Source organism: Pseudomonas sp. PSKL.D1, from assembly GCF_028898945.1.
In the GTDB taxonomy this organism is placed as follows: Bacteria; Pseudomonadota; Gammaproteobacteria; order Pseudomonadales; family Pseudomonadaceae; genus Aquipseudomonas.
This window is the reverse complement of the sequence record NZ_CP118607.1, coordinates 4,196,141-4,208,958: the sequence shown is the minus strand read 5'-3', so window position 1 is coordinate 4,208,958 and position 12,818 is coordinate 4,196,141. Positions and strand designations below refer to the sequence as shown.

At 50.9% G+C, this 12,818-nt stretch carries 14 protein-coding genes and 1 pseudogene; 10 read left to right on the top strand and 5 right to left on the bottom strand.

Annotated features, from left to right (window positions below):
* The first annotated feature begins 1 nt into the window (after window position 1).
* From PVV54_RS18560 to PVV54_RS18550, 3 genes are read left to right on the top strand one after another with little or no spacing between them, the layout of a single operon-like run.
* A complete protein-coding gene (locus tag PVV54_RS18560; RefSeq protein WP_274906649.1) occupies window positions 2-2,140 on the top strand; it encodes a site-specific integrase in 2,139 nt (712 codons plus the stop codon).
* Window positions 2,141-2,163: 23 nt separating this feature from the next.
* Window positions 2,164-3,144 (top strand): hypothetical protein, encoded by a 981-nt coding sequence (locus tag PVV54_RS18555; RefSeq protein ID WP_274906648.1) that lies wholly within the window; start codon window positions 2,164-2,166, stop codon window positions 3,142-3,144.
* Complete coding sequence (locus PVV54_RS18550) at window positions 3,145-4,458, top strand: site-specific integrase (protein WP_274906647.1); 1,314 nt, start codon at window positions 3,145-3,147, stop codon at window positions 4,456-4,458.
* Window positions 4,459-4,580: 122 nt separating this feature from the next.
* Here PVV54_RS18550 and PVV54_RS18545 read toward each other — a convergent pair whose 3' ends face one another.
* From PVV54_RS18545 to PVV54_RS18535, 3 genes are all read right to left on the bottom strand, one after another.
* On the bottom strand, window positions 4,581-5,396 hold the full coding sequence (locus PVV54_RS18545; RefSeq protein ID WP_274906646.1) for a hypothetical protein: 816 nt from the start codon (window positions 5,394-5,396) through the stop codon (window positions 4,581-4,583).
* A gap of 86 nt (window positions 5,397-5,482) precedes the next feature.
* Window positions 5,483-6,394 carry a hypothetical protein gene (locus tag PVV54_RS18540; RefSeq protein ID WP_274906645.1) on the bottom strand — a complete coding sequence of 304 codons (912 nt, stop codon included), beginning with the start codon at window positions 6,392-6,394 and terminating at the stop codon, window positions 5,483-5,485.
* Between the two features lie 64 nt (window positions 6,395-6,458).
* Entirely contained in the window at window positions 6,459-6,932 is a 474-nt protein-coding gene (locus PVV54_RS18535; RefSeq protein WP_274906644.1) for a Cro/Cl family transcriptional regulator, read from the bottom strand.
* A 200-nt stretch (window positions 6,933-7,132) separates the two neighbouring features.
* Here PVV54_RS18535 and PVV54_RS18530 point away from each other — a divergent pair, with 200 nt between their 5' ends.
* The 7 genes and pseudogenes from PVV54_RS18530 (at window position 7,133) to PVV54_RS18500 (ending at window position 12,099) form a co-directional block, all read left to right on the top strand.
* Entirely contained in the window at window positions 7,133-7,873 is a 741-nt protein-coding gene (locus tag PVV54_RS18530) for a metallophosphoesterase (RefSeq protein ID WP_274906643.1), read from the top strand.
* Window positions 7,874-8,184: 311 nt separating this feature from the next.
* A complete protein-coding gene (locus PVV54_RS18525) occupies window positions 8,185-8,487 on the top strand; it encodes a hypothetical protein (RefSeq protein WP_274906642.1) in 303 nt (100 codons plus the stop codon).
* 8 nt (window positions 8,488-8,495) lie between these two features.
* Complete coding sequence (locus PVV54_RS18520) at window positions 8,496-8,915, top strand: DUF6957 family protein (RefSeq protein ID WP_274906641.1); 420 nt, start codon at window positions 8,496-8,498, stop codon at window positions 8,913-8,915.
* Window positions 8,912-9,115, top strand: a complete 204-nt coding sequence (locus PVV54_RS18515) for a hypothetical protein (RefSeq protein WP_274906640.1) — start codon at window positions 8,912-8,914, stop codon at window positions 9,113-9,115. Before PVV54_RS18520 ends, PVV54_RS18515 begins: the two co-directional genes overlap by 4 nt.
* Before the next feature lie 161 nt (window positions 9,116-9,276).
* Window positions 9,277-9,975, top strand: a pseudogene (locus PVV54_RS18510) (pirin family protein).
* A 132-nt stretch (window positions 9,976-10,107) separates the two neighbouring features.
* A complete protein-coding gene (gene wrbA, locus PVV54_RS18505) occupies window positions 10,108-10,707 on the top strand; it encodes an NAD(P)H:quinone oxidoreductase (protein ID WP_274910461.1) in 600 nt (199 codons plus the stop codon).
* A 417-nt stretch (window positions 10,708-11,124) separates the two neighbouring features.
* Complete coding sequence (locus tag PVV54_RS18500; protein WP_274906639.1) at window positions 11,125-12,099, top strand: hypothetical protein; 975 nt, start codon at window positions 11,125-11,127, stop codon at window positions 12,097-12,099.
* 228 nt (window positions 12,100-12,327) lie between these two features.
* Here PVV54_RS18500 and PVV54_RS18495 read toward each other — a convergent pair whose 3' ends face one another.
* A complete protein-coding gene (locus tag PVV54_RS18495; RefSeq protein ID WP_274906638.1) occupies window positions 12,328-12,579 on the bottom strand; it encodes a hypothetical protein in 252 nt (83 codons plus the stop codon).
* A 66-nt stretch (window positions 12,580-12,645) separates the two neighbouring features.
* Window positions 12,646-12,753, bottom strand: coding sequence for a DUF1289 domain-containing protein (locus PVV54_RS26635; RefSeq protein WP_446731421.1), 108 nt, complete (start codon window positions 12,751-12,753; stop codon window positions 12,646-12,648).
* Between the last annotated feature and the right edge of the window lie 65 nt (window positions 12,754-12,818).

The following is a 12,818-nucleotide window of genomic DNA, read 5'->3' as shown; positions in this document are numbered from 1 at the left end:
CATGAAGTCCGCAAATGAAGAAAAAGAAAACGATGACTTTGTCAAACTCATGGCGGAAATTGAAGAGGAATCTCGGGAGTCAGCTAAAGCTTACTTTGAAGAACTGTATGAAACCTCCCATGGGCGTGGTGGCTCCGCTGCGGAGGATGGCGACTACGATGAATTTCTTCAAGAGTTTGAGGGTGATTCATCTGAGGATGAGAAACAAGACTATTCTCGTCAGCGAAAAGGTAATTTGAACGTCAAGTTGGCTGCTAGTCCGGATGGTGATTTTCCGATTTCTCCCTATTCGTTGTATAAAAATGGCAGATGGGTACTGCTCGAAGCTGGTCAGTTCACCGAAATTTCCATCATCATCGATAACTCCCCCGAAGACCTGCAACCCCTTAAGCGTGCCATTTCCTACTATCTTCTTCCAGCTACTAACCCATTCGGTACAATCAGAAGTTTTGTGTCTTCTCAGAATTATGCCGACTCGTTCAAGCATATTCAGACATATGTGTTTGAAGCTAATCATTTAGACGGATCGGCGGAGTCCATTTCAATCATTGGCGACAGCATGCTTAATGAGGCCCTTGATACCGTTAAGCGCGAAGGGTCGCCACATGCTTACAATATGATGTTTTTTTATATTAACTTTTGGTTGACGCTGTCCAGTCAAGGCTTGTTGCCGCCAGAATACTCGCTCAAGGTCGATGCTTCCCTGGTTGATACTGCCAGTAGAAGGCAAGATGTTCTTGATGTGATTAGCTCCGCATTCGTTGGTTGGAAACCATATTCCGAAGATGAATTAATAACTCTTCTGGGTTACGCTTTTTTTTGGATCGATGAGGCCATGCCTCTGATAGTAGATGCAAAAAACTACTTGGAGTTGAGGTCTCTAATAACAGACGCGCACTATTTGACCTCGCGCCCAGACCCGGAATTCGAAAGTGTCTTGGGCAAGAAGGTCAAAGGGGTTGAGGTCTTAGGATTTGGACGAGGAAAGCGTTTTCAACTTTATAAAATGAAAAGTGGCGAGCGTCGCAAATATGTCCAGCTTTCTTATACTTGGCGGTTGAAGTACAAATACGCAATCGATCGAGTGCGTAATGCTGTTTTTATTTTGTTCTGTTTGATGACGGGCATGCGGAGAAAAGAGCTTGCTCCCCTTAAATTTTCTGACGTCATCAAAGGTAAGGATGGTGTCTGGCGCGTTTATTTTTCTAGGTATAAAACCAGTAGTGATCCTAATTATCATGGGGATCCGGATTTCATTACAATTCCCGATTATTTGGGTGAGGCTATTGAAACGTTCGAGAGCCTGCGGAAAGTGGGAAATAATTATCTTAAAGGATATATTTTTCAGCCTGCTCTCGGCAACGTTGAAATGAACCTCACCGATAGGATGATTGATACGGTGGCTAGGAATGTCGCCAGGGAAACAGGATTGCCTCAACTGCACGTTCATCGGTTCCGGAAAACGATTGCCGAGCTATTGATCCATGAGTCTGAAGCCAATATTGACGTCATCAGGATGATCTTCGGGCACAGCTCCTATGTAATGACACTCCGCTACATTGCCCGTAACCCCTTCATCGTCTCATCCGTAGTAGAAACCCTCAGGGAGCATTTCGCAGAAGACTTCGTCAACGTAGTGCAGGCCATCCACACTGGGGTCTATGCAGGCGAAGCTGCGCATCGGATTGCAACCCAGGTAGAGAGCCGCCCTGAATACTTCGGCGGCACTGTGCTGAAAACGACGATTATGCAGTACGTCAGCCATCTGCTCGAAGGCGGATCAGTACTCAGAATTCAACGCACTTCGCTTGGTACCATGTGCTTATCACATCGCTACGATTCCGATGATGATCTGCCCCCTTGCTTGAAGTCCAGGCGCGACCTCATTTTCCCAACAGCCCCAGACTTTTCAAGCTGCCATATTCAATGTGAGCACAACATAATTCTTCAAGGCTCCAAAGATGCGATCGAGCATAACTTGAAGTTTTATCGTTCTCTCTTGATCAACCGGGAAAGACTCAAATTGGAGGCAGTGAGTCAAATTGAAGACAAGATCGATATCAATGAGCGTCTCCTTCGAGAGCTTACAGGGCGTGTCGTTAGCTCTGAGGCTACTTCCTCAAAAAATCTAAACAGCTAGTCCTGGTTCGGGGAGAATTTTCCATGAGCGTCGCAGATACTGAGGGACGGATAATAAAAGCGATCTGCGAGCATTTCCTGAATGACGACCCGGAAGCGCTCACCATTCAGCTGGTCGCTGAGCGGGTAGGCATCTCCCGCCAGGCATTCCACAAGAATTACCTGCATTTGAAACCCTACATTACCGGGCACCGTGCCATTGATGAGCTGCTCATTCGGGAAGGGATTGATACATCTAAAGTGATTATGCAGACCCAGAAACTGGTGCGTAATCTTGAATCCGAGATCAAACTGCTTAAGTCTACCGAGGACGCCAGATTTCGGGACTTCGAAGGCAATTTGCTAACATCTCTCATGCAAAGTGATATTTTAACGCATCGGGCGAAGGAACTCACCAAAGAGCTAAAGAGAAAATCCCTCCATGTAGAATTGTTGAAACGCCAAGTCACCGAGTTGGAACTGGATCAGGCGCTTGATCTTCAAGCTTCTAGCAATCCGCTCTTGCCAGGGCCGGATGATAATGAGCGTGTTCAGGTCTTCAAGCCAAACATGTCGGAGGCTATATCAAATTTCTCTGAATCCCAGGATGTCGAAGCGTACCTCAAGCTAAAGCATGAGGCACTAGATAAGATGCAGAACAAGATTTTGAAGATCCTGAGGCATGGCACCATCAGGGTTGTTGTATTCCAGGAACGCTATCTGTGCTCATTTGATAAGTTTGTTGAGCGGTTTTTTGCGCGTTCTTCGTCGTCTGTGCTAGTGGTCAACCTGCCAGTATTTACCCGCGTCGAGACACAAGAGTTTCTACGCTCGTTGCACGGGGCAAGCCCGTTAGAAGTTTACTCCCCTTATTGCGATAGCGAAGCAGTCACCAAGGCTCAGCACGGTTTCATGTTCAAGCAGGTGCCTGAGTTTGAACGCAAGGCAGCGATTAAGGAGCCGTATCCGTCAATAACCGACGGCTACGATAAGGTAACCGTATTCAGGATAGCTCAAGGTGATTGAATGATTACGATCACACGAAGAGTATTAACTTATATTTGTGCCTTGACGCCAGGGCAGATCTGTACCCATTACATCATCATTGCACACGTGAAAAAAACGATGGTGATGCTGAGTCACGTAAATCTTTATCTCAAGGAACTCAGTGCATCTCTTGATACTTCCAATCGATACTCAAACGTCCTATCAAAATTTTACCGCTATCTATCGACTTTGGAAAAGTACCAAGATGTCTCAGTGACCAGCTACCATGCCCTGGTAGACAACCAGGATTTAAAAAATTGGCAAATCCAAAGGGCTATTGATCGCGTTGCAGCCCAGTCGACCAGGCCTAGTACTGAGACCATTATTCAAGACGGGATGCTTGTTTATGGTTTTTTTGAGTGGCTAAAAAAGGTTGGTTATACGTCGTGCGTATCGTTCAGGTACAAAACATGGCAGCCCAATTTTAAAGACGAGGCGCTTTTAGCTCATATTAAAACGAGGGCGCGGTTGGTATTGGATGGCAAGGGTATCCGCGCTTTGGATCGCGAGATTCTTCAAGATCAATCCTATACCTTGCCCACCAATTATGAAATGTCTTGTTTGATCTTGGGTTACTCTGATCCTGTATATGCCGCGATCTTCAAACTCTCTCTAGGCACAGCTATGCGGCCAGTAGATCTCTGTCGCTTTCCTTACGCCGGCGCGGGGAGGAATCAGCATATTATGCCCTATGAAAATATGACCTTTGTTGACGAAACTGTCGATTATCATATTGCTAATAGCAAAGGTAAAAAGAGTCGTACAATAAAAATACATCGATTAGATTTAAAGGCATTGGACGACCATTATATCAAGACCCTATATCCAGAGCGTGCTGCACTATATGCCAAGAAATACGGTAAGCCTTGTCCTCCGTCACAATTGTTTTTGAATTCCCGTGGTGTTCCCGTTACGCGCAAGATGATATCGGGCCGCTCCAATGATGCGAAGACCCGAGCTAGGAGGCTAGATCCCTCTATTCGAAAGTCTCTCCGCTTTTATGATGCGCGCCATTGGTGGCCGACTATTTTTCTCATCCGGCGATTCAAAAGCGCTTTGTTGGGGGAGCTGAGTGAAGTGCGTGACGCTGCGGCCATGCAAGTCCTGAAGCAGCAGATGGGCCACAAGCACATTATTACTACTTACAATCACTACCTTGATCTTGCTCGGGTGCTTTTGCTCGCCCATGAGGGCTATGTAAACGAGTTGTTCAGCAATCCCGATCAGAGTGTCCAGCAGTTTTTGGAGGCGCCGATATTTGACGACCAGTCAAAGGGTGAACCAGGGGAATAGACTACTGGATCGATTTGTTGGATACCTAGATACGCCAGGATCACAGCCTGCTTGACAGGTTCGCACTGTAAAGCAGCGAGAAAGCAGCGAGCCCGCCAATTGTTAAAGGACTTTAGCAAACTCTATCGCGGGCTCTCTCTGGTACCATCGGAGACCCCATCCATCGACCGATCCACAGAGCCCGAATCCTCAGCTTCCACAACCCCCGCCAACTCCATGCGTAACATTTCGTCCAAATGGTGCACTATTTTCTCTGCAGGAATGAAGTTCAATATCCCACCCTCATTACTTGCCAGCGTCACCAGGCCGGCGAACCTCATTAGGCCATCCACGTCGGCGATGACCAATGAACCACTCATGCCGTTGAAATCGCCCGGGCGTTGGCCTTTGATTTTTAGGGTACAAAGGCCTTGAACTGTGGACTCTGTGAGTTCCCCCTTAAGCCAACGTAACTGGGATCCCAGGATGTTCTCTTCGTAGTCGTACGATCGTCCGGTCTCTGGGTAGCCAAAAACGTCAAAGCTTTCAGCGCGGCTGTAGTCCTCGATAAAGGCGCACTCGGCAGCGTCAAGACTGACAAGCCCTGCCGCATACAACTCGGCGTGCTGAGATTTCACGATTCGTAAAATCACCAAGTCTGAATCCGGGTCGGGGTCTGACTCATCCCGGAATACTGCGCGGAGGTCGAACAGGATGGAGAGCGGGGCGTTGCGCAGCAAGATCCGCAATTCGTCATGAGTGGCGAACTGGTTCCTGAGAACGTGAAGGGCCGTTACGACAAAGAGCTCGCCGCAGAACTCCAAGACAAAGGCAGTCCCTATGCCTCCATGTGAATAATACCCATCAATATGCTCACTGCTGAGGATCACCGGGTGTACATGACCCAGCATCATGTCCGTAAACTCGCTCTCTGACATGTACTGCTCTGAATCCGTCACATTGATTCTCCTGGCTAAGGTTGGCTGCTTTCCTTCTCTCCAACGCCTTTCGTCCAACTAAGCGTCGCCACTTGCTGACGTAGGGCTCAGTCCGAATCGTTGGGAAGCGGTGGCAGGGCCCCCCCTTTCATGAATGCATATATATCTTCAATCACGCGTTCCAACCTTTCAGTATCGTGCATAAGGTTTCTAGCAATCTGCACTGCCAAAGCCCCTGATCCCAGTATTTCATTTATACGGTGCCTAGTACCTTTTACCGGCCTTCCAGCCCGAGCCATCTCAACTGATATGTACTTATTGATCTCGTTGCGTGAAAGCTCGGGTTGGGTTTGAGCAGACAGCGTAGGGGATTTGGAGAGTAGAAGAGCAGGCGCAAGAGCGGGTGTTAAATGATCGTATTCAGAGAAACACTCAATTCTTAAGCGATGTTCGTCTACTAATATTTTTCCATGATCCAGTAAAAGACTGCGGTAGATTTTTTCAGTTTCGTCCTGCACAACCCCGGCTGATATCTCTGAGGGGTAACCGTAATAAAACGAAAATGGAAGTTTTCTGTTTGAGTCAACATGTTTGATTGCTGCCATGGAGTGGCAGGCGGCAATGATGACGGTCAATTGTCCTCTGGTTCGATCAATCATGGGTTGGAAGTGTTCAAGCAGCGACTTCCAACTGACCCATTCTCCATTAGGCATCCGCATGCCCTTAAGCTCATCTCCATGACCATCTATGAATAAGATTGGATCTATTCCAATGTCACAGACTTCATAGATTTCTTGGAAGGTCGCGCTAAGAGCTCCAGAACTTTCTGCCTCAAAGAGATGAGCGAAATTTCGGTTGTATTCAAACCGACCTGCGTCTAACTCAAGCAGCAAATCATGAAGCCCCTGCAAGCGCGTCCTGCCAGTTTGCAGGTCTTCTGGGCTCAGACAACTGATGGTCAGGATTGCGTTTGCAGGCGAGTTACCACTTCGCCTGAGAGTGAAGTTTCGACTTTCCATAGCGATTTCCTCCGAAGCCAATCCTGCACGATACTGACGCTCCTGGTATTAGACAGACGTGCGACTACTCGCCAGAACGCCAGTACCTGCTCACCGTGGTACGAGACAACCCCAGAACCTCCACAACCTCAGCAGGCGTCTTCCCCTGCGCCTTGAGCGCCAGGACAGCATCCTGATTACGCACCTTCTTCGGCTTGCCGACCGATCGAGAAGAAAGCTGGCCGTCCTTGAGCTGCGCTTGGACGAGTTCGGCGCCACCTGATGCCTCGAACGCCTCAAGCTCCTGCATGGCTGCTTCTAATACAGCCTGAGGCTCCTTGCCGTCCTTTAGGCCCACGCACAGAGCCATAAGCGTCACCAGGTCGAAATCGAGTACTGCGGCAATCTCATGGAGCTTGTCGAGTGTCACGCCAGCCTTGGCGCGCTCAAGAGCACCGATCGTCGTGCGCAGCGAGCCACCGGCCAAATTTTCATAGCTCAGTTGCCGCTGCTGGCGAATCCCGCGTAGCGCCGCTGCTACCTCGATCTTGAGTGACATAAGCGTCCAAAAGCGAGGATAGAGCCACAGCCATTACGACCGATAAACTGTGTATGCTGACATTAACGGTCTGATTCGGCTAAGATGCTCACCCACACGATGTGCCCACGATGGCATGACCACCAAGCAGGCCGGTACCGCCTTGCGTCAGCGAGCGTTGGATACATCAATTTATAGCTAAATCGAGATTGGAGCTGGGAATGAAGATTAGCGTCTTGTCTGACTTGCATCTCGAATTCAAGCCATTCGAGCCTCTGGCTTTAGACGCTGATCTTGTCGTGCTCGCCGGGGACATCCACACACGAGAGCGCGGTGTGAAATGGGCCAATCAGGCGTTTTCTTGTGAGGTGCTCTACATCTTGGGCAACCATGAATTTTACAGCGGCCATTTTGATCGGACGTTGGAGAAAGCGCGGCAGGCGGCTGAGAGCCACATCCATGTCCTGGAGAACGATACCTTCATCAAAGACGGTATTCGATTCTTAGGTTGTACGGGATGGACAGACTTCGCCGCGATGGGGGATGTCACGGCAGCCAGTGCTGCGGCCAGGGCAACAATGACCGACTTCCGAGTGATCCGCGCCGGCTCGAATTTTCACAAGCTGCGCACTGATGAGGTCGCTGGCCGCAGTCGTCAATCCCGGGCGTGGCTGGCTGCCGAGTTGGAGCGGCCTTTCAATGGAAGAACGGTGGTGGTCACTCATCACGCGCCGCTGGTAGAGGTCGGTGGGCACGAGAACGAAGGGCCGATCACCGCTTCATACTGCAACAACTGGCACTCACTAGTGACAATGAGCGATGCCTGGATTTTCGGGCACACCCACCATGCCGTTGATGTCGAGTTGGCCGGCTGCAGGTTGGTCTCCAATCCTCTGGGCTATCCCAACGAACAAACAGGTTTTGATCCCTACAAGGTGTTGGATTTAGATGAGCGTCGCTGAAAGGTTTGATGTGAAACAGGGCCCCTCAACGACTGTGCCTCAGGCGGTTTTGAATGCGAAATCCGTCGACTGGGGTGTTGCGGTAGACGCCTACCTTTTCGAGGCAGGTCGGATTTGCGGCCACTACTCGGCGCATGCCTACTTCGATTGCTCTGGCCAGATTAGAGATGGTGAGACTGTACTCACTCCGCCTGTCCGTCCCATCCGCCGAGCGCAAGGTTTCACCCTTTTGCAAAGCGAGAGCGGGGGTGACTACTACGTCCTCGTATCCTCAATCGACGATGATGATATCGACGCAGGGAACGAGACTGATGCTTGATAGAGGGCGGGTACCCATTCAAGTCGCGGATGCCAAACGTGCGCATTTCAATATCGGGATAACTGCGTTTTTGTTCTGTCCTGAGGTCGAGGGTTTCATGCTGACGGGTATCGTCTACTTCGATCAGAAAAACCGCTTCAAGGATGGCCGGCGCATTCGTAGCTCCATGATCGTTGAGTTTGTTGATCAAGGTGGGTACTCCGTCGCGCTTACCTCAACTGGTAGCGCTTACGTCTTGGTGACGCAAAGCCCTGAAGAGCTCCCTCTGGATCTCAGCCAACGAATTGAACACTGAAGGTGTACATGGAAAAGCTGAAGCTACTGGCAGAGATGCTGCGCGGGCCGGCTCTGGCTATGGAAGGCCTCAATGCGTCCGCTGAGGAGGCCGCAGCACAAGTAGCCGAGAGGTTCCCTGGAAAACCGCACTGCGTGGTTCAGGACTGGGTGCTCTTCGATCTAGAGATGCCTGATCTGGTACGTGACGGCATGGCCGGCATGGGGCAGAAGCCTATAATGCTCGTGTTCCTCGATATGGTGCATGACACGCTTGGGCGGTACCCCATTGGTGGCTGGGCTCGGACTGCACCCCTGCAGTCCTTCATAGAGGAGCGGTTTTTTGAGACCAAGGACTCTGTCTATGTCCTCATCGGCCCGGGCCAGCGCCGGCGCGCCGCACTTTCCTCAATCATCAAACTTCCGACCGGAATGGATTCAATTCAATGACCCGGAATCCTCACAACGTCCCAGATCGTGTGCATGGTGAGTACTTCCAACAACGCATTCGGGAGCTCACGCCTGAAGAATTTGCCACGATGATGCGCGAATTTGATGACGCGAGTGACTGGATGCGTGATCAGCTCAGGCTAAAGCGCGATCTGCCCAGCCCGGATGCCTCGCCTTTAATTAATAGAGAAGACTTATGAAGCGCGCTCAGTTGGATTGTTGATCAAATAGTGAATGAACTGTTTTATTGATTGGAATTATCTAAAGGCTTGATAGATATTCCAATTTTTTTGCGCTTTTTTGAGTTTCCCTAAGCCCTGATCATGTACTTCATCGCAATTAGCTTTAGGTGGAGAACGGCATGATTGAAGTACGTCCCTTTGCGGAGCTCGGCGGTGACGATCACGGCTGGCTGGACACCAAGCACCACTTTTCCTTCGCCTCCTATTCCGATCGCAATCGGATGCACTGGGGGCAACTGCGCGTCTGGAATGACGACACCATCCAGCCGCAGACCGGATTCCCCCTGCACCCCCACCAGGACATGGAGATCATCACCTAGGTTCGGGAAGGTGCGATCACCCATGAAGACAGCCTGGGCAACAAGGGCCGCACCATCGCGGGTGACATCCAGGTCATGAGTGCAGGCACGGGCATCCGCCACAGCGAGTACAACCGCGAGCCTGAGGTCACCAAGATTTTCCAGATCTGGATCATCCCTGAAGAGACCGGCTTGCCTCCTTCGTGGGGAACCCGGCCATTTCCTCGTGGTGAGCTGTCGGGTGAGTTTGTCACGTTGGCCAGTGGGCTGCCGGGGGACGAGCATGCGCTCCCGATTCGGGCGAAGGCCAGGCTACTTGCGGCTACGCTGCCCAAGGGCAAGCAGGCGAACTACGTGATTGCCGAAGGACGTAAAGCCTACGTCGTGGTCGCCAAAGGCGCCGTCGAGATCAATGGGGTCGTCATCAACGCGGGTGACGGCGCCGCTATCCACAGTGAGCCAAACCTCGCTGTGAAGGGATTGGATCTGGCTGAGGTTGTCATGGTGGACGTTGCGTGATGTCCCCATGGCTTGCCTGAAGTGAGCCTGCAAAGTCGTTTGAAATGAAGAGGTTCCAACATGAGTTGGCTCAAGAGCATCGCCACCTTCTTGTCCGGTGATGCAAACAAATCTCTAGAGGAGGAAGTCAAAATGGCAAAAGTACTGGTGCTGTACCATTCGATGTATGGCCACATCGAAACCATGGCGGAAGAAGTCGCCAAGGGTGCTCGGCAAGTCCCAGGCGTTGAGGTCACCATCAAGCGTGTACCGGAAACCATGGATCCTGAGGCTTTCAAGGCAGCCCATGGAAAGGTCGATCAGCAGGCTCCGGTAGCGAGTCCAGCAGATCTCGCCGAGTACGATGCGATCATCTTCGGCACCCCGACCCGCTTCGGCAACATGTCGGGCCAGATGCGCAATTTCTTGGATCAGACGGGTGGTCTTTGGGCCAAGGGCGCGTTGGTCGGTAAGGTGGCCAGCGTGTTCACTTCCACCGGTACCGGTGGCGGCCAGGAGATGACCATCGCATCGACTTGGACGACCCTGGCCCATCACGGCATGGTCATTGTCCCGATCGGCTACAGCACGAGCGCGCTGTTCGATATCTCTAAGGTCGGTGGCGGGACGCCTTACGGTGCATCCACTATCGCCGGAGGTGATGGCTCCCGTCAGCCGGATGTCCGCGAGCTCGACATCGCTCGCCATCAGGGTGAGTACGTCGCCAAATTTGTGGCCAAACTGACGCGCTAAACGCTGTAGCTGGCTCTGCGCCTCTCTCACCTTCTCGACTTCTGAGTTGCACAGATTCGTTTGAGGGGCGCTAGCCTTGTGAGAAACATGCTTTTAGGTGCTCACGATAAAGGTTCTATCTGTCCTGGCCACCGGGCATGGGCGTCATCCTTTTTAAGTCAGCGCCTTCTGGCGATGCTAAGCCACACATGTCGAATCATTGCCTGAGCGACCTCCCGTGCTCAATATTGGATAAGCGGGTGAGCGTTGACATTGCCGATCCTGCTCGCGTAGAAAGGCTGCTATGAATAGTGTAATGGCTGCCTGTAAATGTGACACAAAATCATGTTTCGCCTCGCTCATTCGTAAGTTTCAAGCGTTTAGGCACAAGCATGCCCTCTAAAAATATAGTTTAAAAGCTTCTATCAAGGATAAATCATGGACGAAGAAAAAAGACCGCCAATCAAACTGAATGTTGGCATTGGGATTATAGGCACGGCCTCATACACAACGTCGGTCGGTGAGAACTCCAAGACCATAAAGATAGAGCGGCACGGCTCCGCCAGGGGGAATGTAATACCCTCCGTCATTGTGGTTTGTGAAGATGACCTAGCGAAAGAAGTCCTCGGGATGGTGACGAATGAAACCAAAGGGTCATACAAAATTATCACAGCGGGCGCTTGGGATAATATGCCGACGTTGCTGTATGGTATCTATTTCTATCGGGAGCAACTCGGAGCGACCGGCGATAAACGTTACCTAGAAGTCGTTTGTGTCACTGACGGCGATATCAACAAGAGGCACCTAGAAGCTGGTCTGAAAAATGTTCATAGCGGAAATAATGTCCCGGGCGACATGGTGAAAGCGCTAGACTTAGCTAAAGAGAATTTATACGGATTTCATTTGGGTAATAAGCTGCCGTCGATTGGTGGTCTGCCTGAGTATCATCATCAATTATGGCTGAACGAAGTTACGCCAGAGGTTGTGGATGCTCATCACCAAGACAGGGTTTCAATGCTTGAGGCTGCGTTGGAGCGAGCAGAGGAAAAGCATGCGCCTAGCATTAATGTTGAGTTGCTGAATCTCAAAAGAGACATGACTGAGGTTAAGCGGATCACCGATGCCTCAAGAAACATCTTGTTCCATACCTTAAAAAATGACGACGATAAAATTGATTGTCATAAGTTTTACGACGTGCTGAGAGGAAAGCTGTCTGGAGGGAATCATTTTGATAGATATCCCTTGCATCAGCTGGAGTATTCGGTTCTATCCATCATACGGAAATACAACCCTGATCGGTGGCAAGCCTACATCGCACCTGTCAAAGATGCTATGGAGCACGCGTTCGAACGTCATCTCAAAATGTTCACCCCTGATCGGTTCAACCTCACTGAAATTGGCAGTACAGAGTAATCACTCGGCTACTGACTGGTCGCCACAAGCTGCATCGCCGGAAGTTATGGCAGAGTGTGTCAAGGCGGGGAACTGCGTCGTTCCCTGCTTCAGCTAGGACGGAAGTCACTTACCTATGCCCAGTAGGATTGGCCCCTACGACCTGCTCAATTTACAGTGCCAACGGCACCATGCCCTCTAGTAGCCCCTCGCCGAACCATCCACCCCTTGGCGTACGTCGTCAAGGTTTCATAGCTGAGCTTCAGCCCGCTCATGCAGTTCACCATCGATCTCGTCGCGTATCTCGACAATCGTTCGCTGCTCATAAGCGGGTTTGAGGCTGAAGCCGTAGGCTTCGACGCGTCGAATGGAGGGCGCGCCAACGCGCAGTAGGCAATACGCCCAGCAGTAGGGGGAGTGATGGGCGATGAATCGGATCTTGCGCTGTTGAAGCTGGCTGCGGAGGGCCACTGTGTCGAAGAGGTCAATTCTCAAGGTCATGGCAGCAATCACCATCGCTTCCAGGCGTTCCCACGTTCGTGCCTGCCGGGCGTCGTCGTAGCCGTTTCAATCGACAATTTCTTCGTGGAAGCGGTGGCACCCTCGACACACTCGATCTCCGAAAACGGTGGAGCACCGTCCAATGCAAAGGGTTTTGATGCTCTGAATTATCACAGGCAGTTCCTATCAAGTTACGCAGCTGTGCAGCATTTCCTTCGCTGCTAGCCCTCTTTATACGC

Coding starts and splice junctions, on each gene's coding strand:
- PVV54_RS18560 (WP_274906649.1), top strand. CDS start 2: ATGAAGTCCGCAAATGAAGAAAAAGAAAACGATGACTTTGTCAAACTC.
- PVV54_RS18555 (WP_274906648.1), top strand. CDS start 2,164: ATGAGCGTCGCAGATACTGAGGGACGGATAATAAAAGCGATCTGCGAG.
- PVV54_RS18550 (WP_274906647.1), top strand. CDS start 3,145: ATGATTACGATCACACGAAGAGTATTAACTTATATTTGTGCCTTGACG.
- PVV54_RS18540 (WP_274906645.1), bottom strand. CDS start 6,394: ATGGAAAGTCGAAACTTCACTCTCAGGCGAAGTGGTAACTCGCCTGCA.
- PVV54_RS18535 (WP_274906644.1), bottom strand. CDS start 6,932: ATGTCACTCAAGATCGAGGTAGCAGCGGCGCTACGCGGGATTCGCCAG.
- PVV54_RS18530 (WP_274906643.1), top strand. CDS start 7,133: ATGAAGATTAGCGTCTTGTCTGACTTGCATCTCGAATTCAAGCCATTC.
- PVV54_RS18525 (WP_274906642.1), top strand. CDS start 8,185: ATGCTTGATAGAGGGCGGGTACCCATTCAAGTCGCGGATGCCAAACGT.
- PVV54_RS18520 (WP_274906641.1), top strand. CDS start 8,496: ATGGAAAAGCTGAAGCTACTGGCAGAGATGCTGCGCGGGCCGGCTCTG.
- PVV54_RS18515 (WP_274906640.1), top strand. CDS start 8,912: ATGACCCGGAATCCTCACAACGTCCCAGATCGTGTGCATGGTGAGTAC.
- wrbA (WP_274910461.1), top strand. CDS start 10,108: ATGGCAAAAGTACTGGTGCTGTACCATTCGATGTATGGCCACATCGAA.
- PVV54_RS18500 (WP_274906639.1), top strand. CDS start 11,125: ATGGACGAAGAAAAAAGACCGCCAATCAAACTGAATGTTGGCATTGGG.
- PVV54_RS18495 (WP_274906638.1), bottom strand. CDS start 12,579: ATGACCTTGAGAATTGACCTCTTCGACACAGTGGCCCTCCGCAGCCAG.